This is a genomic window from Nonomuraea sp. NPDC005692, assembly GCF_040631115.1.
In the GTDB taxonomy this organism is placed as follows: Bacteria; Actinomycetota; Actinomycetes; order Streptosporangiales; family Streptosporangiaceae; genus Nonomuraea.
In genome coordinates, this window is sequence record NZ_JBEXYU010000002.1 from 540,295 (window position 1) to 559,413 (window position 19,119).

The window sequence follows — 19,119 nt, forward strand, 5'->3', positions numbered from 1 at the left end:
GTGAGCGCAGCAGGCACCGCGGACGAGGAGCTCGTACGCACCCTCTTCGACGAGCACGCCGGGCCACTCTACGGGTACGTGCTGCGACTCACCGGTGATTCCGGACGTGCGGAGGACGTGGTGCAGGAGACGCTGCTGCGGGCCTGGCGGCACCCCGACGCGCTCTCCGGCCGTCCCATCCGGGCCTGGCTGTTCACGGTGGCGCGTAACCTCGTGGTCGACCAGCACCGCGCCAAGAAGGCCAGGCCGCAGGAGACCGGCGACGAGGCCCTCGCGGTCCTGCCGGCCGACGACGAGCTGGAACGGGCGGTCGAGTCGTGGGCCGTGGCCGAGGCGCTGGCCGCGCTGCGGCCCGAGCACCGCGAGGTGCTGCTGGAGGTCTACTACCGGGGGCGATCGGTGAAGGAGGCGTCGGCGACGCTGGGCATTCCGCCGGGCACGGTCAAGTCGCGCACCTACTACGCGCTGCGCGCGCTCAAGCTGGCGCTCGAAGAGCGGGGGCTGGCGCCGTGATGACCTGCGAAGAAGTGCGCATCGCCATGGGCGCGCACGCCTTGGGCGCGCTCGAACCCGACGAGGCGCTGGAGATCGACAACCACCTGGCCACCTGCGAGACCTGCGGCGCCGAGCTGCTCGAGCTCGAAGGCGTCGCCGCCTTCCTCGGCAAGGTGTCCGAGCGCGACGTCGAGCTGGTGGCCAGCCCGCCGCGCCAGGTGCTCGACCGGCTGCTCAACGCCCGCGCCCGGCGCCACCGGCGCGGCCGGCTCATGCTGGCCGTGGCCGCCTCCGTCGCGGTGATCGCCGTCGGCGGCACGGTCTGGACCGTCACCCGGCAGGACGTCGGGCAGCAGACCGCGGCCGCCCCCGCGGCCGCCCCCCAGTCCTCGGCGGCCGGGAAGTCGCCGGAGACCGAGGGCTTCGTCGCCAGCGACGCCGCGCCCGAGGCCCAGCTGAGGAAGGCCCTCCCGACGCCGAGCGCGATGCCCACGACGCCCCTGAGCACCACCGGCGACGGCCGGGCGTTCAAGGGCGAGAACGCGGCCAAGGACTACTACGCCACGGTCTACGCCCTGCCCGGCGACGGGCGCACCGAGCTGCTGGTGACCGTGCGGAACGTGCCCGTCGGCACCGCCTGCAGCCTGGCCGTCTACGACGACAGGGGGCGGCGCGAGGTCGTCGGGAGCTGGACCGTCAGCCGCGAGACCTACCGCAAGGAGACCGTCTTCCAGATGGCGACGCCGGTGCTCATGCGGCGCATCGACCGCTTCGAGGTCGTCGACCGGCGGGGACGCGTCCTGGTGAACGTCGCCGGCCCGGCCAGGAAGTAATCGCGGCCGCCCGTGGTTGGCACCTGAGGTGACGGGTCTGTGGATCGCGCTGGCGACGCTGGCGCTCGGCACGGTGATCGGGGTGGTTCGTCTGCGCCGCGACGGACGGGTGCGCGCGGCGGCCGGTGAACGGCTGACCGCGGACATGCTGGGCGCCGCCATGGGCGAGCGGGCCACGCTGGTGCAGTTCTCGACCGCCTTCTGCCAGCCCTGCCGGGCGACCAGGCGGGTGCTGGCCGACGTGAGCGCGCTCGTGCCCGGGGTGGCGCACGTGGAGATCGACGCGGAGTCCCGGCTCGATCTGGTGCGGCGGTTCGACGTCATGCGTACGCCGACCGTATTTGTGCTGGATCCGTCAGGTAACGTGGTCAAAAAGGCCTCTGGCCAGCCGCGGAAGGCCGACGTGCTGGCCGCGCTGGCGGTCGCGATCCCCTCCGGGGAGTCACGGCCGTCTCACGAACTGTCTCAGAACTCGGACGAGATGTGACAGATGGCGAGACGACGAGTAGGGTCGTCGCTATGAACCCGTCGACAGAGCTGCTCACGAAGCGGCGCGCGGTTGATTTCTGCCGCGTGGCCACCGCGCTCTGTCGCGCTGCCTGAGGACGGTCACCGCGGACATCTGGTCCGCCCCATTCGACCCCTTCAGGAGCATCCTGCGATGCGTGCTGATCCCAGAGCGCTGCGCTTCGGTGCGGCCGTCACCACCTTGGTCCTCGCTCTCGTCCTCGTGACGGGGAACGCGTGGCTGCTCGCCGTCCAGGCGGTGGTCTTCGCGCTGGGAGTCGCACGCCGCTCGCCGTACACGATGCTCTTCAAGGCGCTCGTCAGGAGCGCGCCGAAGGAGACCGAAGACGCCCGCCCGCCGCGGTTCGCGCAGGGGGTGGGGCTGCTCTTCGCGGTCGCGGGGCTGGCCGGGTTCGCCGCCGGGATCACACCGCTGGCCCTCGGGGCCACGGCCGCGGCTCTCCTCGCCGCCTTCCTCAACGCAGCCTTCGGATTCTGCCTCGGCTGCGAAACGTACCTGCTCACCCGCCGTCTACTGCCCGCCGCCAAAATGGAGGTTTCCCAATGAGCCGCTCCGCCGCCCTGGTGGACGCCGACTGGGTCGAGGCCAACCTCGACACCCCCAACGTCGTACTCGTCGAGGTCGACGAAGACGTCAGCGCCTATGACAAGGGCCACATCCGTGGCGCCGTGAAGGTCGACTGGCGGCAGGACCTGCAGGACCCGGTCCGCCGCGACTTCGTGGACAAGACCGGTTTCGAGGCCCTGCTGTCGGACCGCGGCATTTCCAACGATGACACCGTCGTGCTCTACGGTGGCAACAACAACTGGTTCGCGTCCTACGCGTACTGGTACTTCAAGCTCTACGGCCACCAGGACGTCAAGCTGCTCGACGGCGGGCGCAAGAAGTGGGAGCTCGACTCCCGCGAGCTGGTCCGCGACGTGCCCGAGCGCGCCAAGACCCAGTACGTCGCCCAGGAGCAGGACACCGCGATCCGCGCCTTCCGCGACGACGTGGTCGCCGCGATCGGCAAGCTCAACCTGGTCGACGTGCGCTCGCCCGACGAGTTCACCGGCAAGCTGCTCGCCCCGGCCCACCTCCCGCAGGAGCAGGCCCAGCGCGGCGGCCACGTGCCCACCGCCCGCAACATCCCGTGGTCCAAGGCCGCGAACGACGACGGCACCTTCAAGTCCGACGACGCGCTGCGCGCCCTCTACGGCGAGGCCGGCGTCGACTTCGGCAAGGACACCATCGCCTACTGCCGCATCGGCGAGCGCTCGGCGCACACGTGGTTCGTGCTGCACGAGCTCCTCGACCAGGGCAACGTGAAGAACTACGACGGTTCGTGGACGGAATACGGCTCGCTCGTGGGCGTGCCGATCGAGCTGGGGGAGGCCCGCTGATGACCACTGCACAGGGTTGCGGAGCGCCGGAGCAGACCATCGCGCTGCCGGCCGGGATCGATCTGTCCAACCAGGCCGTCATCCAGGGCGTGGTGACGGGCGCCACCACCGCCTACGCGCGGCTGCTCGACGACTCCGGCGAGTTCACCGGTGAGGTCGTCGTCTCCGACGACGGCGTCTTCCGCTTCTTCGCCGCGCCCGGCGACTGGACCGTCCGCATCATCGCGGGCGGCGGCGTCACCCGCGACGTTCAGGTGGAGGCCAAGCTGGGTGAGGTCTCCCAGCTCGCGGTCGCCGTCTGAGCCCAGACAGCGACGAGACGGGGCCCGTGTCCACACCGGACACGGGCCCCGTTCCCGTTCCGGGCGAGCGCAACGAAACCCGGGGCGGCGGTGTTGTAGAGGGCGTGAGTGGAACCGACTGTCTCGACCCGGTGCGCAAGGCGCTCCTCGACGACCTCGACGAGGGCTTCGCCGAGCTGTACGCCGCCCACCGCGGCCTGGTCTTCTCGACCGCGCTGCGGCTGAGCGGGCGCTGGGCCGACGCCGAGGACCTCACCGCCGAGGCGTTCCTGCGGGCGTACCGGGCACTGGCGGGCTACGAGCCCGACCGCGTGGCCGCGCTGCAGCCGCGGGCCTGGCTGATGACGATCCTCATGAACATCTGGCGCAACTGCGCCAGGGCCAAATCCCGCAAACCGCCACCCGACCTGCGTGACGAGCCCGTGGACGAGCCCGACCCGGCCCAGGACGTCGAGGAGGCGGCGGTCCGCAGGGAGACCGGCGACGAGCTGTCGGCCCTGCTCGGCCTGCTGCCCGAGGAACAGCGGGCCGCCGTGGTGCTCCGGCACGTCGTCGACCTGCCGGTCAGCGAGATCGCCACCGTGCTCAGGATTCCGCAGGGCACGGTCAAGTCGCACGTGTCGCGAGGGCTGCGGCGGCTGCGCGAACTGGGAGGTGCCCGATGAACAACGATTCACTCCTGGCCGGGCTGGCCGCGCTGGCCACCGACGCGCCCGCCGGGCTGCTCGACCGGATCGCCGCCCGCTGGGTGAGCGTGCCCGCGCCGATCGGCGAGCTGCGGGTGGCCTTCACCGACCAGGGCGTGGCGTACGTGCACGCCGGCGACGACTTCACCGCCTCGTTCAGGAAACGCTTCGGCCGGCCGCTGCTGGCCGCCGACCGGCCGCCCGCGGGGCTGGTGCCCGCGCTGCGCACCGGCCGCCTCGGCAAGGTGGCGCTGGACCTGCGCGGCGTCAGCGGCTTCCAGCGTGACGTGCTCGACGCGGTCAGGACGATCCCGAGGGGCGAGGTCAGGCCGTACTCGTGGGTGGCCGCGCAGATCGGGCGTCCCCGGGCGGTACGCGCGGTGGGGACGGCGCTCGGCGCCAACCCGGTGCCGCTGCTCGTGCCGTGCCACCGGGTCGTCAGGTCCGACGGCGTGACCGGCGACTACGTGTTCGGCCCGGCGGCCAAGGAGCGGCTGCTGCTGGCCGAGGGCGTCGACCTGGACCGGGTGCGCGCGCTGGCCGGGGAGCGGGTGTTCTACCTGGCCAGCGACACCACCGGCGTGGTGTGCTTCCCGACCTGCCACAACGCCCGCCGGATCACCCCCGCCCACCGGCACGGCTTCCGCAGCGTCGCCCAGGCCAGGGCGGCCGGCTACCGGCCGTGCCGCACCTGCCGGCCCGCTCAGGCGGAGGGCTTGGTCGGGTAACGCATCAGCAGGGTGGCGCGCACGACGTCGGGGCCGTGCGCGCGGTAGCCGTGGGGGACGTCGGAGAGCCAGGAGATGTGGTCGCCGGGCCCGGCCGTGAGCGGCTCGTGGATCGGGCCGGCGCTGAGCGTGCCGGTGAAGACCGTGACGTGCTCGCTCACCCCCTTGTGGTGGGCGGGCGAGGTCTGGGTGATCCCCGGGGGCACGCGGACGCGGTAGAGCTCGTAGGTGACGCTGTCGTCCTCGAAGACCTCCAGCAGGTCGGCCTCGATGGCGGCGCCGCGCATGGTCTGCGGCTCGGGCGGCGAGTCGAGTATCGCCCCGATGGGCACGCCGAGCTGCGCGGTGATCGCCCAGAGCGTCTCCAGCGTGGGGTTGCGGGTGCCGGTCTCGACGCCGGACAGCGTGGCCTTCCCGATGCCCGCCCGCTTGGCGAGCTCGGACAGCGAGACCCCGCGCGCCTGGCGCAGCCGTCGCAGCCGGTCACCGACGACGGCGGGGTCCTGGTCGAACGCGGGCAACGGCTCCATGACGCCATCGTGCCGCAAGGCTCGTCCGGTGTGACCGCCTCCTGTGGGCCGAATCGTCGTTTCCCGCATTTGTCACTGCTCAGGAGTGGCCTGGAAACACGCTGGCCACAGGGTGTCCACGGGTTGCGGCTGCGGCGTAAGGGACAGACCGCTACGATTCAGCAGATGTCCGGATCGACAGGTGTGATGGCGCCGCCCCGACCTGGGCCTACGCCGGCTCAGCGGATGCCGTCGCCGTATTCGCTGCCCCTGCACGCGCTGCGCCTCGCGGGGAAATGCGCGCTGCCCCTGATCCTCTGGTACGCGGCGGGCCAGGTCGTGCGCTTCGCCCTGCTGTACGCCGCCACCGAGCTCGCCTACGGCGACCTGCGCCAGCTCCGGCTGGTGGGCACGGTCACCTTCCTGACCCTGATCGTCCTCGCGGTGATGACGGTCACCACGGGCATGCTCTACACCCTGCGCGGCGCGCTGTGGGAGATGCGCGCGCGGCGGGCGGAGGGCGTCGAGGACGAGCGCTTCTTCCGGGTGCTGGACCGGGTGGCCCCCGCCTTCGCGGTGCTCTACCTGTCGTGGGGCTGGCACGTGGAGGACGCCCGCGCCCTGCAGCGGATGGACCTGAACCACCACTTCTACGACATGACGTCGGCGGCCTGGTTCGGCGAGGAGACCCAGGTCGGCAAGGGTCTCACCGACCTCGACTGGCGCGTCTCGCTGGGCGCGATGGTCGTGCTGTTCGGCCTGAAGTGGCTGTTCGCCAAGCTCGTGGAGCAGGGCAAGGGCAAGCTGTACGGCTTCGGCGCCGCCTTCTCCGAGTTCGCCTTCGTCTTCTACGGACTGAACGCCACCGTCGCCATCGCCGGGCTGCGCTCGGACTGGGTGCAGCACCGCAGCGTGGTCGCCGGCGGCGCGGACCTGCTGGAGCAGGCGGAGAAGAGCGTGCCGCTGTGGAAGACGGTCACGGGCGCGGTGGGCGACTTCTGGCCGTACTTCATCGGCGGCGTCGCCGTCCCGCTGGCCTGGCTGACCGTGGCGATGCTGGTCTTCGGCGCCTACTCCGACGAGACCCGCAGCCTGGTCAAGGGCACCCGGTTCGAACGGGGCGTGGACCGGCTGGAGGGCAGCCACGACCTCACCAAGAGGTCGTTCGACCAGCTCACCGGCGGCTTCCAGGACCGCTGGCTGCCGCTGGCCAACTCCCTGCGGATGATCGCCAAGGGCGGCGCGCCGCTGTTCGGCATGATGTGCCTGAGCTACGTCGCCCTCACCGTGGGCGCCGAGTACGCCGAGCGCGCCGTGGTGACGCTCGTCGGCTCGCAGGCCGAGTGGGCCTGGGCGTACAAGCAGGGGCCCGTGACCTTCGTGCGCGGGCTGGTCGTGACCGTGCTCACCATGGCGCTGCTGGCGGCCACGTACGACCTGGCCGCCACGCGGGCCCGGCTCAAGGGCGAGCCGCTCAGCGACGTATGAACCGCAGTACGTCCGCCTCCGGCTTGCCGGCCTTCTCCCGCTTGAAGAAGTCCGCGGTCGGGGTGTCGGAGCGGTAGTCGCTGACCCTGAAGGAGAGCTCGACCTCGTTCGCGACCGGCGTCGGCACGATGGCCATGCCCTCGAACGTGTACTCCTTGCCCAGCTCCAGCCGGTCCGTCGGGCGGTCGCCCGGCGTGAACTCCACCGTCCAGGTCCGGCCGGCGCGGTCCGCCAGCTTGACCTTGTCCGGCGGGGCGGTCATGGTGGCGCTGGACTCGTCGAGGAGCTTCTGGGTGATGTCCACCTTCAGCCAGGTGACCTCGGGGCCGTGCTTGCTGCCCTGCGGGGCCTGGACGGGCTTCAGGGCGGCCTTCCACTCGATGTCGTGGACCTTCCCCGACTGGCCGGGGGCGACGGCGATCTCCTTGACCTTGATGCCGTCGGTGATGGTCGTGTCGTAGAAGCGGTAGCCGTCGTAGGTGTTGAGGCCCATGGCGACGACGGACGCCACGGCGGCGCCCACGGCGACCAGGACCAGCCGGCGGCGCCTGGGCGGTGGGGCGTCCTGCGGGGCCGCCGGCGGCTGCTCCGGTGGCGGCACGGCGGCCGCGGCCGGAGGCCGCTGCGGGGACGGCATGGTCATGCCGGGCCGGATGGCGGGCAACGGCTGGGTGCTGCCTCCTGAGGACTCCCGCGGGGCGGGCGGCCACACCTGCTGGTCCGGATGCACGAACCGGCCCCGTCCTGGCCCACCGGGCATCCCAGGCCCGCCGGGTGTGCCCGCGCCGGGCATGCCAGGGCCGGGCTGCTGCGCGCCGCCACGGCCGGGAGGCGCCCCGGCCGGGCCGGTCGGGGGAGTCACGTGACCGGAAGGAGCGGGGCTGGAAGGAGCGGGGCCGGAGGGCGCGGGGCCGTAGCCGGGCGGCGGCGTGGGACGGGTCGGCGGCGGGGTGGCGCGGTCGCGCGGGGAGCCCGTACGGCGACGCCGGGGCCTGCTGGGCAGCGGCGACGGCGGCATCGGCCCGGTCCCGGGCGGTGGCGTCTGCGGCGACGGCGGCATCGGCCCCGCCGCGGGCGGCTGGGACGGCGGCGGCTCCGGCGCGGGGAACACGGGGGACCCCGGCGGGGCCGCGGGGTCCGCGGGCGCCGGGGGAGGCGGGAAGGCCGAGGGGGCCGGGGCAGGGTCCTCGGGCTGGTGGTCGTTCCTGGGGGCGAACCAGTCGCGCTCGTTCGTGCTCACAGTGCGATCACTTCTTGACGGTGGAGTAGACGGCCTGCGGCGAGGCCGCGAGCTTGCGCGCGGCCTCCTCGTCGAGCCCGAGGTCGACCTCGACCTCCGGCTGGAACGGCTCCACCACCGCCTCGGCCGGCAGCCCGAAGACCACCCGCGCCCCCGGCAACGCTGATGGAGGAACCTCGAAGAAGAACCGCCCGCTGACCCAGATGTCGGGCTGCACCCACGTGTTGGCCAGCGTCAGGGGGCTCGCCACGCGGTCGGTGGCCGCGAACTTCTTGCCGTCCGCGGTCAGCAGCTGCGGCTGCCCCAGGTGGTACGGCTTGAGGCTCGACCTGGCCGAGGCGTTGACCACGAGGAACAGGTTGTCCGTCGTGATGGTCCGGTCGCTGTTCTGTATCGTCTTGGTGGCCAGGAACGAGTCGAGCCGGACGGTGAACCGCCGGGCGTCCACGTCCTCGCCCTTGGCGCCCGTGTAGGTCACCCTGGCGCCCGCCTCGTTGGCGGACAGGTGGAACGTCTGCAGCCCGACGGCGGCGGCCGCCAGCAGCAGCCCGGCGCAGGCGTTGAGCACTCTGGAGCCGCCGCCCGGCCCGCGTCCGGCGCGGCGGCCGGGCCGGTCGGGACGCCCGGGGACGGCGGAGGAACGCGGCTGGGTGGCGGTCATGCCCCCTCACCCGCCTTGACCGGCAGCGTCACGCGGGCCTTCACCTCGGGGTAGAACTTGTCCTCCTTCTCCTCGGCGACCATCTGCCAGCGCAGCCGCTCGTCCTCGAAGCCGGGGGCGTACTCGAAGGTGGCCACGTCGAGCGTGATCTTGTCCGGTGGCCGTTCGGTCGCGCCGAGCCGGTACCGGACGAGGACCTGGCTGGTCACGCCGGGGTGGAGCTGCCGGGTCTCGTCGCCCTTGTTCAGGGCATAGACGAAGGGCCCCGACTCCTTGGGGAACTTGGGGCTGATGGAGACGAGCGAGTCGGCGAAGGACATGCCGAGCCACGCCTTGTCCGGCTTGGCGGGGTCGGGGGGCACGCCGACGCTGGAGGTCTCGTCCCCCTTGTTGGTGACCTCGAAGACCAGCTCCACGAACCGCTTGTCCTCGTCGAACTGCGTCTTGGCCCGCTCGACCTTCACCCGCGACTCGACGAAGCGCGTGGAGTAACGGCCCTGGTCGAGCGTCGCACCCTGGCCGAGCAGGTCCGGGCCCTTGTCGGGGGCCTCGTTCAGCCCGCCCAGCAGGGCCGTGATGCCGACGGCCGTGACCGCCACGAGGGCCACGATGGGCACCGCCACCGGGCGTGTCGGCCTCGTGCTGCCGCCGGAGGGTTCGGTCATGGGTATGGATGGTAATAGGTCACGGTTGCCCCATCTGCCGCAATGCTCCCTTCTGGCGGGTGGAATTGCCGCGAACCCTGCCGCTACGGGGGTGGAAGCTCATACGCTGTCACGGAGCGGAAAAGGGCTGGCCCCTGCAACTAACGACATATCGCGGCCGGAGGGTCACGTGGCGGACGTGCATCCCGAGCATGCCCAGCTCCAGGCGGACCGCATCTACCTGGGGTGGCAGTACATCCTGCTGCATCCCGACCCGGGGCCGCCGCCCAAGCGTCCCTCGCCCGTCCAGGAGCCGGCGCCGGACGCGGAGTCGACCGGCCGGGCGGCGGCCGAGGCGCTGCGCCGCGAGCGGCTCCAGGAGGACATGCTCAACCGGCCCGTACGCGTCATCCGGGCCATCAGCCTGACCATGTCCGCGCTGATCCTCGTGGCCGCGTTCAGCGGCTACCTGGGGTGGTCGTTCGCGCTGCTCGGGCTGGTCGCGGCCGGCGGCGTGGCGGGCATCTGCACCTACGCCCTGCTCCAGGGCGACCGGGCGGTCCGCTACCGGGTGCTCGAACAGCAGGCCAGGGACGACCGGCAACGTCAGGAACGTGACAAAGAGCTGTTCCGCGCCCAGGAGGAGCACGCCCGGCGCTACCGCGACTGGCAGGAGTCGAAGGAGCGCCACGAACGCCAGCTCACCTGGTACGCCGTCGCCGTCCCCGACGAGATCGACCGCATCGACGTGGCCGGCGGCACGCTGCCCGGCTGGTCCGCGCTGATCACGCTGCTCGGCGCCACCCGGCTCTACAGCGGCGGCCACCTGACCGTGCTCGACCTGTCGGAGGGCGCGATCGCCAAAGACCTGATCGAGCTGGCCCGCAAGGGCGGCGACGACCCGCTGGTCTGGGTGCTGCCGGTCGACCTGCCGAAGCTCGACCTCGGGGCCACGCTCAAGCCGGAGGCGTTCGCCGACGTGCTGGCCCACGTGGTGAGCGTGAGCGAGGAGCACCGCACCACCCGCGACCTCAGCTTCGACAACGCCATCCTGGAACGGGTGCTCGAAGTGCTCGGCGAGAACGCCACCATCAGCCAGGTCACCGCCGCCCTGCGGGCCCTGGCGCAGGTCGGCGACCCGCGGGACGACCTGCGCTTCGGCCTGATCACCGCGACCCAGCTCGAACGCATCGGCACGCTGTTCGGCCGCGGCGTGAGCGACCGGGTGGTGATCGAGCGCGCCTGGGCCCTCGAGTCGCAGCTGCGCAAGCTGGAGACGCTCGGCACCCAGGCGGTGCGGCTGCCGCCCGCCCGGCTGCGCGTGGTGAGCATGGACCGGCAGGCCGGCGTGTTCGGCAACCGGGTGCTCGGCACGTACGTGGCCACCGCGCTCACCCACATCCTGCGCCAGTCGCCCGCCTCCGACCGGCCCTGGTACCACACGATCATCGTGGCGGGCGCCGACAAGCTCCGCGGCGACGTGCTCGACCGGCTCATGGACGCGTGCGAGACCTCCCGTACCGGGCTGGTGCTGACGTACCGGAGCCTGACCCCCACCGTGAAGGAGCGCCTGGGGCGCGGCCACGCGGCCGTGGCGTTCATGCGCCTCGGCAACGCCGAGGACGCCCGGGTCGCCAGCGAGCACGTCGGCACCGAGCACCGGCTGGAGCTGGCCCAGCTCACCGAGACGATCAGCGACGCCCTGCCGGGCCTCGACGGCGGCTACACCTCCACCATCTCCCAGGTGGACGACGCCCGGCACGACCGCGACGACGACGGCCGCGCCGACCTGGCCGAGGACATCACCGAGTCCACCGAGTGGGGCAGGACCGCCGACAAGATCTCCGAGACCGAGCGCGTGCTCCACCGTTCGCGTGAGTTCCTGGTCGAGCCGCACCAGCTCCAGCAACTCCCCACGACGTCCGTGATCGTCACCGACGCGACCGCCGAGGGCCGGCGGGTGCGGCTGGCCGACGCCAACCCGGCCATCCTCACCTTCCCCAAGACCACGCTGGGCGACCTGGAGGAGGTGCGCGAGGCCGTGCTGGCTCTGGAGGCGAAGGACGAGGGCGAGGAGCCGCCACCCAACCTCGGTCCACCACCGCCACGCCTTGACTGGCGCAAGGGCAGGCAATGACCTGGTCAAGGGCGTGGTGAGGAGCTGACGATCAGCGGGAGTTTACTGAGAACCGACTGTGGGGGAATTGAAGATGCAGCCGAGTGTCTCGCTGAGCGGGCCCTGGTATCGGATCCAGTCGATCGCCGCACCCTCGCGAAGCTCGTCGGCGGAGTGGGATTTCGTCACCGTGCTGCCCGCCGTGCTGTCGGCGGCGCAGCGTGACCGGCCGTTCGTCATCGGGTGGCTGTCGCGGGGTTCCGGCGCGCCGCTCGAACTGATCACCAATGCCGGCCCGCTCTCGCCGCCGCGCCAGCCGCGCAGGGCGACCGACGTGCCCGGCCTGCCGACCGGGCCCCAGCCGCTGCTGTTCCCGGGCGGCGCGCGGGGGATCGAGCTGGACGAGGAGTACCTGGCCGACCTGGCCGACCTGGTCTGGACGCCTTGCCCCGGCCGCCAGGCGCCGCCGCTGGGCGGGCGGGGGCGCGAGTTCGCCGGGTCCGACCCCGACGAGCTGAAGCGGCCCACGTTGTTCGAGTCGACGCTGGTCACGCTCATGTCGCGGCCGTTCGCCTGGCTGGTCGTGGCCGAGCCGACCGACCTGCTCGACGCCGAGGTGGCGCACCTGCGCACCCAGCTCAACGTCCTGCGGCAGTACGGCGACGCCTCCGAGCGATCCCGGTTCGACGCCGAGCGGGCCGAGCGCCGCATGCAGGAGCTCGACGCCTTCCGCGAGGCCGGCCTGTGGAACGTGCGCGTGCTGGCCGGCGGGGCCGCCGCCGAGGAGCTGCGGCAGATCGCGCCCGTGCTCGTCGGGTCGGTCGAGATGAGCCACCACCCGTACCGGCTGCGCAGCGCGCACGGCGCCGTCTACGCGCTGTCGGAGGCCCTGGCCATCACCATGCAGGACCCGGCCGACGGTGCCGCCGCGCCCTTCGCGGCCACCGCCGGGGCGCTGGCCGCGCTGGCCGGGCTGCCCAGGCGCGAGGTGCCCGGCGTACGGGTGCTCGACTCCGGCTTCTTCGACGTGACGTCCGAGGCCGACGGCGGCGAGCTGGAGCTGGGCGAGATCCTCGACGGCCAGGACAGGGGCGTGGGCAGCTTCCGGGTGCCCCTCGCCACGCTCAACAGGCACGCGTTCGTCACCGGCGCGACCGGCTCGGGCAAGTCCCAGACCGTCCGGCACCTGCTGGAGCAGCTCAGCGAGGCGCGCATCCCCTGGCTGGCCATCGAACCGGCCAAGTCCGAGTACGCGGCCATGGCCGGCCGCATCGCCGACCCGGTGACGGTGATCAACCCGTCGGCCCCCGAGGGCGTGCCGCTCAGCGTCAACCCGCTCGAACCCGAGCCCGGCTACCCCGTCCAGGCGCACATCGACATGATCAGGGCGCTGTTCATGGCCGCCTTCGACGCCGAGGAGCCGTTCCCGCAGATCATGTCGCTGTCCCTGCAACGCGTCTACGAGGCCACCGGCTGGGACGTCGTGACCGGCGGCGCCGTGCCCGGCTCGAACGTCCCGCCCAGCGTGCCGACGCTCGAACAGCTCCAGCAGCACGCCATGGACGTCATCAAGGAGATCGGCTACGGCCGCGAGGTCCAGGCCGACGTCGAGGGCTTCATCTCGCTCAGGCTGCGGTCGCTGCGGGTCGGCTCGGCCGGGCGCTTCTTCGAGGGCGGTCACCCGGCCGACATCGGCGGCCTGCTGGAGCGCAACGTCGTCCTCGCCATCGAGGACGTCGCCAACGACGAGGACAAGGCGTTCCTCATGGGCACGCTGATCATCCGGATCGTCGAGCACCTGCGCATGCGGGCCAGGAAGGAGAAGTCGGCCGGGCTGCGGCACGTCATCGTGATCGAGGAGGCCCACCGGCTGCTGCGCGACCGCGGCCACGGCCGGGCCTCCACGCACGCCGTGGAGCTGCTGGCCGGCCTGCTCGCCGAGATCAGGGCGTACGGCGAGGGCATCGTGGTGGCCGAGCAGATCCCGACCAAGCTCGTCTCCGACGTCGTGAAGAACACCGCGCTGAAGGTCGTCCACCGGCTGCCCGCCGAGGACGACAGGAAGCTCGTCGGCGCGGCCATGAACCTCAGCGACGAGCAGTCCAGGCACGTCGTCTCGCTCCAGCCGGGCTCGGCCGCGGTCTTCGCCGACGGCATGGACCGGCCGCTGCGGGTGCGCGTCCCGCTGGGCGAGTCGCGGGAGAAGCCGCTGCCGGGCCCCCAGCCGCCCATCCGCGGGCGCAGGTCGGCCGCGTGCGGGGCGCAGTGCCGTACCGGCCAGGCGTGCACCCTGGTGGAGCTCAGAGAGGCCGACGTGCTCGCCGACGGGCCCGACTGGGCGTGGCTGCGCATCTGGTGCGACACGGTCGTGCTCGCCTTCGTCAGCAACCGGCCGCTGCCCGGCGTGCCGCGCACCCTGTCGGCCGCCTGGGCCGAGCTGCCCGCCCGCCGCCGCGAGTGCCTGCTCGCCACGCTGGTCGAACGCGCCGTCCAGCGGCGGGCCTGGTCGTTGCGGAGCTGGTTCGACCCGGCGCTGCTCACCGACAAGGCCGCCGAGGTCGCCGCGCGGCTGCTGTCGGGGGCCGAGCCGGGCGGCGACCGGCCGGGCGCGTCGTGGGTGATCCCGCAGGTGCGCTGGCTGCACGAGGTCGACCGGCTCTTCCCGTACGGCCAGCCCGCCCCCAACCTGCGCAGCCCGGCCCCGCCCATGGAGTACGCCCTGTTCCGCCAGTCCAACGGCAACGGCGCGGCCGACCTGGTGCACGCCGAGCTGCTCGGCCACCGCGCCAAGGCCCTGCGCCACCACCCGCTGTCCATGGAGGTGGACCACAACCGGGCCCTGGCCTGGCGGGTCATCCTGGGCGACGACGAGAACGAGGGCGTGCAGCGCGACATCACGAACGTGGCGATCGGCATCGAGGCGTCGGCCAGGCTCAGGCACGTCGGCCAGACGATGGGCGCGGGCTGGCTGGAGGGGGTGTTGTCGTGGCCGCAGCGGTTCGTCCTGCCGTTCGACCACGGAGGCGCCCCGGAGATCGCCTTCGTCGACGCCCCCTCGGCCTGACGTCCCTTTCGCCCTGGCCTCGCCTGGGGCGGGTCAGCGGTCGCGGCGGCGTTCGAGGCGTTTGCGGCGGGCCACCTCGCGCTTGTGCTCGGCCAGCTCGCGCCGCCGTTCCCGCCGCCCCTGGGCGGCCTCCCGCTTGCGGCTCTCCAGCTCCAGCCGCATCGCCTCCTGCGCGGCCGTGCTCCGTACGGACACCTGGGCGGCGGCCCGCGCCGCCAGCTTGGCCGCCCGCTTGGGGTTGACCCGCCGCGCGCGCTCCCCGCCGGCCACGGCGGGCGCGGCATGGGCCTGCTCCAGCAGCGAAACGCCATGGCGCATCAGGTACGCGTGCAGCTCGGGATCGGTGGGCTCGGACCCGAGGGTGAACCGGGTCGCCCGCAGCCGCCCGCCCTCGGCGACCTCCAGCACCCCGACCCAGAACGGGCCGTCCAAATAGACCGACAACGTGACCATCTTCTCCGCCCTTCACCAGACATGCCGGGAAAGCGACCTGGACAGGCCGCCTCCGGCACACCGGACATCCCTGGAAGGGCGGATACGTGATGCTTCGCCCGGGCTACCAACCGGGCCGCGTTTTCGTGTGCAACTCCAGAGTAGGACTCAACGGCGACTAGGATCCATGTGCATGACCCAGCTTCCTCTGCGGGCTCAGCTCGCCAGCGCCCTGGGACGCAGCGCCGCCACGCTCTCGCGGATGACCGGGCGCGGTGACGGCTCGGTGATCGGCGGCAGGGTCGGCCTGCTGCTTGAGCCCGACCTCCTGCGCAAGCTGGCCCGCGACCGCAAGCTGGCCCTGGTCAGCGCCACCAACGGCAAGACCACCACGACCAGGTTGATCACCTCCGCGCTGCTCGACATGGGCGAGGTCGCCACCAACGCCTTCGGCGCCAACATGCCGGCCGGGCACGTCTCGGCGCTCTCCCAGCACAAGGGCGCCCCCTACGGCGTGCTGGAGGTCGACGAGAAGTACCTGCCGGAGGTGCTCGACACCACCGGCGCCGGCGTCGTCTGCCTGATGAACCTCAGCCGCGACCAGATGGACCGCGCGGCCGAGATCTGGCTGCTCGCGCAGAAGTGGCGCAGGGCGCTGTCGGGCAGGCCCACCCACGTCATCGCCAACTGCGACGACCCCCTCGTCACCTGGGGGGCCTCCACGGCCGCCAAGGTCACCTGGGTCGCCGGCGGCCAGCGCTGGAAGGAGGACTCCTGGTGCTGCCCCGAGTGCGGCGGCCCCCTCGACCGCAAAGACGCCGACTGGTCCTGCCGTGAGTGCACCTTCCACCGTCCAGAGCCGCAGTGGGTGCTCGACGACGACGTCGCCATCGACCCGCGCGGGCAGCGCTGGATGCTCGACATCCAGCTCCCCGGCCTGGCCAACCGCTCCAACGCGGTGATGGCGCTGGCCGTGGCCGAGGCGTTCGGGATGCCCGTCGACCGGGCGCTGCCCCGGCTGCGCGAGGTCACCTCGGTGGCCGGCCGCTACACCACGGTCGAGCGCGACGGCCGCCACGCGCGGCTGCTGCTGAGCAAGAACCCGGCGGGCTGGCTGGAGGCCTTCGACGTCGCCGACCCGCAACTGCCGATCATCCTCTCGGTCAACGCGCAGGGCCCCGACGGCCGCGACACCTCGTGGTTGTGGGACGTCGACTACCGCATCCTGCGCGGCCGTCCGGTCTTCGTCACCGGTGAGCGGCGGCTCGACCTGGCGCTCCGGCTCGACGTGGCCGACGTGCCGTTCACGTTGTGCAGCTCGTTCTCCGAGGCGCTGGCCATGCAGCCGCCCGGCCGGGTCGACGTGATCGCCAACTACACCGCCTTCCAGCAGATCCGATCGGAGTTCGGACGTGCCGTCTGACAGCGCCCTCAGCATCGTCTGGATCTACCCCGACCTGCTGAGCACCTACGGCGACCAGGGCAACGTGCTCGTCCTGGAGCAGCGTGCGCAGCGCCGGGGCATCGAGGTCGAGACCGTCTACGTCCGCTCGGCCGACCCCGTGCCGGAGACCGGCGACATCTACCTGATCGGCGGCGGCGAAGACCGTCCCCAGATCCTGGCCGCCCAGCGCCTGCGCCGCGACGGCGGGCTCCAGCGGGCCATCGCGCGGGGCGCGGCGATGCTGGCCGTGTGCGCCGGCTACCAGATCATGGGCAGCACGTTCGGCGGCGAGGAGGGCCAGCCGGTCGACGGCATCGGCCTGCTCGACATCGCCAGCTCGCGCGGCCCCGCGCGGGCCGTGGGCGAGCTGGTCGCCGAGGTCGACGCCGCGCTCAACCTGCCCACGCTGACCGGCTTCGAGAACCACATGGGCGTCACGCACCTCGGCCCGGGCGTCCGGCCGCTGTCCAAGACGGTCGCCGGGGTGGGCAACGGCGACGGCTTCGAGGGCTGCTACGCGGGCCACGTGGTGGGCACGTACCTGCACGGCCCGGCACTGGCGCGCAACCCGGCCCTGGCCGACCTGCTGCTGTCGTGGCGCGTGGGCGAGCTGACGCCCCTCGACGACTCCCGCTACGAGGCCCTGCGCCAGGAGCGGCTGAGCACCGTCCTGTCCGGCTGACGGGCCTAGTAGACCAGGGCCTGGGCGCCTTCGCTGACCGCCTCCTCCACGAAGGCGGGGGCGCCGGCGATGCGCACGCCCTCGATCACGTCGTCGACCGTGATGTCGCGGCGGGCGGCGCACTGCGTGCACAGGGTCACCCGGCCGGCCGCCAGGACGGCTTCGAGCAGGTCCGCCAGCGGCGCCGCGTGGGGCAGGGAGAACTCCTTGGCCCGCCCCGGCAGGGCGAACCAGGACGACTCGCCGGTCAGCCAGAGGGAGACCGGCACACCGCTCGCGAGCGCGGCCGCCGCCACCGTGAATGCCTGGTTGCACCGCTCAGGGGCGTCCGCCCCCGCGGTCACCTTGATCACCAATGATCGTGCCATGGCGTCACCCTAACCCTGACCGACGCGGCCCCACACGTACGGATCGGCCTGGGCGCTGCCGAACGGCGACCAGGCCAGGCGCGTCTGCCCGGTCCTGTCCTCGGTGTCGGAGTCGTAGACGAGCACGTTCGCTCTCAGCGCGGTGGGAAGGGCGGGCAGCAGCGCGAACGGGATGCGCACCTCGACGCCGTACCCGCCGTCGTGGGCCGCGGACGCCACGCCCACCCGCGGGGCGGGGCCCTGGCGGGCGTCGGCGTCGCGGGCCGCGCACGGGCCGCCCTCGGCGGTGTAGGGCAGGACGCCGAGCTTGAACGTGGTCGAGGTGTCGTCGGAGTCGCCGCGCGGGTCGAGGGCGATCTCGACCGCGTCGGTGCGCCAGTGGCGCTCGCACTCGTCGAGGGCGGCGCCGCGCGCCTCGTCGGTGACCTCGACCTGGACGTAGAGGTCGGCGCCGTGGCGGGTCAGCCGGGCGGTCGCGGCGCAGTCGGCCGCCGCGCAACGCTCGCCCTCCCAGTGGGCGAGGGGCAGCGCGGGGCCCGCGTACTCGCCGGGGGAGGCGAGGCCGTCGAGCACGGGGGCGCGCCCGGCGACCGGGAGCGTGGTGGCAGGCGGCTCGGGGTAGTCGGGCTGCGCCCGGTTGGCCAGCCACGGCAGGCCGGTCGCGCGCGCCCAGTCGCGGAACTCGGCGTACAGAGGGCGCAGGCCCGCCTGCTCGACGACGGGGGCGGGCACCGGCCGCCCGCCGTCGAAGACGACCGAGAACCAGTCGCACCCGAACGGCCCGGCCACCTTCGCCGGCCGCGCGGCGAACCCCTGCGTGCGGTACGCGCGCTCGGCGTCGCGCTCCCGCTGGGCCCACGTGGCGCGGTGGCGCGGCGACCAGGCGCCCGCCCAGACGCCGAGCTGCGGCAGCCCGGTGGCCGGGTCGCGCAGGCCGGCCGTCGCGCAGCCGGGGCCCACGGGGCCGCGCAGCCCCCAGTTCTGGGTCAGCAGCCGGGTGGCCCGCCAGGGCGCGCCCGTCCCGGGGAACGCGGCGGGGTCGGCGGCCAGCCGGAACGCCTCGACGGCCAGCCGGGCGGCGAGCTGGTGCCCGCCGTGCTGGTTGAAGGGCCGCGGGTCCATCGTCACCACGGTCGAGGGCCTGGTGGCCCTGATCGTCTCGACCAGCCGCCCGAGGGTGCCCGGCCCCCACGCGCGGGCGGTCAGGGGCGCCGACAGCGTGTACCAGAAGTCCGGTCTGTCGAGGTAGAAGACGTCGCGGATGCCCGCGTGCGCGACCGCCTCGCGCTCCTCGGCCTCCCTGATCCGGCCGAGCGCCGCGCCCTTCTCCGGCCCGGCGGCGTTGCCGCCGCCCTCGCCGCGGGTGACCGTCACGATGCCGGTGGTCAGCCCCCAGCGCTCGCGCCACTGCCCGAACGTGGACAACGACTGGTACTCGTCGTCCGGATGGGCGCCCACGAACAGCACGTCGACGTGCGGCGGCACGGCCCAGGCATCCAGCATCGCGGCTCCCCCC

Annotated in this window: 21 protein-coding genes; 14 read left to right on the plus strand and 7 right to left on the minus strand. The window is 72.9% G+C overall.

The window, feature by feature from the left end; all coding sequences use genetic code 11:
• From ABZ459_RS07530 to ABZ459_RS07570, 9 genes are all read left to right on the plus strand, one after another.
• A complete protein-coding gene (locus tag ABZ459_RS07530) occupies positions 1-513 on the plus strand; it encodes a sigma-70 family RNA polymerase sigma factor (RefSeq protein ID WP_125643242.1) in 513 nt (170 codons plus the stop codon).
• Positions 513-1,328: a zf-HC2 domain-containing protein gene (locus tag ABZ459_RS07535; protein WP_357967136.1), complete on the plus strand. Its 816-nt coding sequence runs from the start codon at positions 513-515 to the stop codon at positions 1,326-1,328. Before ABZ459_RS07530 ends, ABZ459_RS07535 begins: the two co-directional genes overlap by 1 nt.
• Positions 1,329-1,473: 145 nt before the next feature.
• Entirely contained in the window at positions 1,474-1,815 is a 342-nt protein-coding gene (locus tag ABZ459_RS07540) for a thioredoxin family protein (RefSeq protein WP_352355858.1), read from the plus strand.
• A gap of 32 nt (positions 1,816-1,847) precedes the next feature.
• Positions 1,848-1,931, plus strand: a complete 84-nt coding sequence (locus ABZ459_RS07545; protein WP_350668905.1) for a putative leader peptide — start codon at positions 1,848-1,850, stop codon at positions 1,929-1,931.
• 58 nt (positions 1,932-1,989) lie between these two features.
• Positions 1,990-2,403, plus strand: a complete 414-nt coding sequence (locus tag ABZ459_RS07550; protein WP_357967139.1) for a DUF4395 domain-containing protein — start codon at positions 1,990-1,992, stop codon at positions 2,401-2,403.
• Complete coding sequence (locus ABZ459_RS07555) at positions 2,400-3,239, plus strand: sulfurtransferase (RefSeq protein WP_357967141.1); 840 nt, start codon at positions 2,400-2,402, stop codon at positions 3,237-3,239. The genes ABZ459_RS07550 and ABZ459_RS07555 overlap by 4 nt, the downstream gene beginning before the upstream one ends.
• Positions 3,239-3,541, plus strand: coding sequence for a DUF1416 domain-containing protein (locus tag ABZ459_RS07560; RefSeq protein ID WP_125643227.1), 303 nt, complete (start codon positions 3,239-3,241; stop codon positions 3,539-3,541). Before ABZ459_RS07555 ends, ABZ459_RS07560 begins: the two co-directional genes overlap by 1 nt.
• A 104-nt stretch (positions 3,542-3,645) precedes the next feature.
• Positions 3,646-4,206: a sigma-70 family RNA polymerase sigma factor gene (locus ABZ459_RS07565; RefSeq protein ID WP_357967143.1), complete on the plus strand. Its 561-nt coding sequence runs from the start codon at positions 3,646-3,648 to the stop codon at positions 4,204-4,206.
• On the plus strand, positions 4,203-4,955 hold the full coding sequence (locus tag ABZ459_RS07570; protein ID WP_357967146.1) for a methylated-DNA--[protein]-cysteine S-methyltransferase: 753 nt from the start codon (positions 4,203-4,205) through the stop codon (positions 4,953-4,955). The genes ABZ459_RS07565 and ABZ459_RS07570 overlap by 4 nt, the downstream gene beginning before the upstream one ends.
• Here the strand turns inward: ABZ459_RS07570 and ABZ459_RS07575 are convergent.
• Positions 4,931-5,485 carry an XRE family transcriptional regulator gene (locus tag ABZ459_RS07575; RefSeq protein WP_357967147.1) on the minus strand — a complete coding sequence of 185 codons (555 nt, stop codon included), beginning with the start codon at positions 5,483-5,485 and terminating at the stop codon, positions 4,931-4,933. The two genes, ABZ459_RS07570 and ABZ459_RS07575, sit on opposite strands and share 25 nt — an antisense overlap.
• Before the next feature lie 225 nt (positions 5,486-5,710).
• Between ABZ459_RS07575 and ABZ459_RS07580 the strand changes: the two genes are divergently transcribed.
• Entirely contained in the window at positions 5,711-6,952 is a 1,242-nt protein-coding gene (locus ABZ459_RS07580) for a hypothetical protein (RefSeq protein WP_357967148.1), read from the plus strand.
• Here the strand turns inward: ABZ459_RS07580 and ABZ459_RS07585 are convergent.
• Genes ABZ459_RS07585 through ABZ459_RS07595 form a run of 3 tightly spaced genes read right to left on the minus strand, consistent with a single transcriptional unit; the run spans position 6,939 to position 9,518 of the window.
• Positions 6,939-8,192: a hypothetical protein gene (locus tag ABZ459_RS07585; protein WP_357967150.1), complete on the minus strand. Its 1,254-nt coding sequence runs from the start codon at positions 8,190-8,192 to the stop codon at positions 6,939-6,941. The genes ABZ459_RS07580 and ABZ459_RS07585 overlap by 14 nt on opposite strands.
• A 7-nt stretch (positions 8,193-8,199) precedes the next feature.
• A complete protein-coding gene (locus ABZ459_RS07590) occupies positions 8,200-8,853 on the minus strand; it encodes a hypothetical protein (protein WP_357967152.1) in 654 nt (217 codons plus the stop codon).
• Positions 8,850-9,518: a hypothetical protein gene (locus ABZ459_RS07595; protein ID WP_357967153.1), complete on the minus strand. Its 669-nt coding sequence runs from the start codon at positions 9,516-9,518 to the stop codon at positions 8,850-8,852. Before ABZ459_RS07595 ends, ABZ459_RS07590 begins: the two co-directional genes overlap by 4 nt.
• A gap of 169 nt (positions 9,519-9,687) precedes the next feature.
• On the opposite strand from ABZ459_RS07595, the gene ABZ459_RS07600 reads away from it, so the two are divergent.
• Positions 9,688-11,634, plus strand: coding sequence for a hypothetical protein (locus ABZ459_RS07600; RefSeq protein ID WP_357967155.1), 1,947 nt, complete (start codon positions 9,688-9,690; stop codon positions 11,632-11,634).
• Positions 11,635-11,707: 73 nt separating this feature from the next.
• The gene (locus ABZ459_RS07605; protein ID WP_357967157.1) at positions 11,708-14,677 is read left to right on the plus strand and encodes an ATP-binding protein; all 2,970 of its coding nucleotides are present in this window, start codon (positions 11,708-11,710) and stop codon (positions 14,675-14,677) included.
• Between the two features lie 33 nt (positions 14,678-14,710).
• On the opposite strand, the gene ABZ459_RS07610 is transcribed toward ABZ459_RS07605, so the two are convergent.
• Positions 14,711-15,121, minus strand: a complete 411-nt coding sequence (locus tag ABZ459_RS07610; RefSeq protein WP_357967159.1) for a YjdF family protein — start codon at positions 15,119-15,121, stop codon at positions 14,711-14,713.
• A 181-nt stretch (positions 15,122-15,302) separates the two neighbouring features.
• Here ABZ459_RS07610 and ABZ459_RS07615 point away from each other — a divergent pair, with 181 nt between their 5' ends.
• Together ABZ459_RS07615 and ABZ459_RS07620 are read left to right on the plus strand one after the other, a co-directional pair.
• Positions 15,303-16,532, plus strand: coding sequence for a MurT ligase domain-containing protein (locus ABZ459_RS07615; protein WP_357967161.1), 1,230 nt, complete (start codon positions 15,303-15,305; stop codon positions 16,530-16,532).
• Positions 16,522-17,235, plus strand: coding sequence for a glutamine amidotransferase (locus tag ABZ459_RS07620; RefSeq protein ID WP_352319745.1), 714 nt, complete (start codon positions 16,522-16,524; stop codon positions 17,233-17,235). The genes ABZ459_RS07615 and ABZ459_RS07620 overlap by 11 nt, the downstream gene beginning before the upstream one ends.
• A gap of 5 nt (positions 17,236-17,240) precedes the next feature.
• Here the strand turns inward: ABZ459_RS07620 and ABZ459_RS07625 are convergent, their stop codons facing one another.
• On the minus strand, positions 17,241-17,603 hold the full coding sequence (locus ABZ459_RS07625) for a DsrE family protein (RefSeq protein WP_352319743.1): 363 nt from the start codon (positions 17,601-17,603) through the stop codon (positions 17,241-17,243).
• A 9-nt stretch (positions 17,604-17,612) separates the two neighbouring features.
• Complete coding sequence (locus tag ABZ459_RS07630) at positions 17,613-19,106, minus strand: sugar-binding protein (protein ID WP_357967165.1); 1,494 nt, start codon at positions 19,104-19,106, stop codon at positions 17,613-17,615.
• Positions 19,107-19,119: the final 13 nt, after the last annotated feature.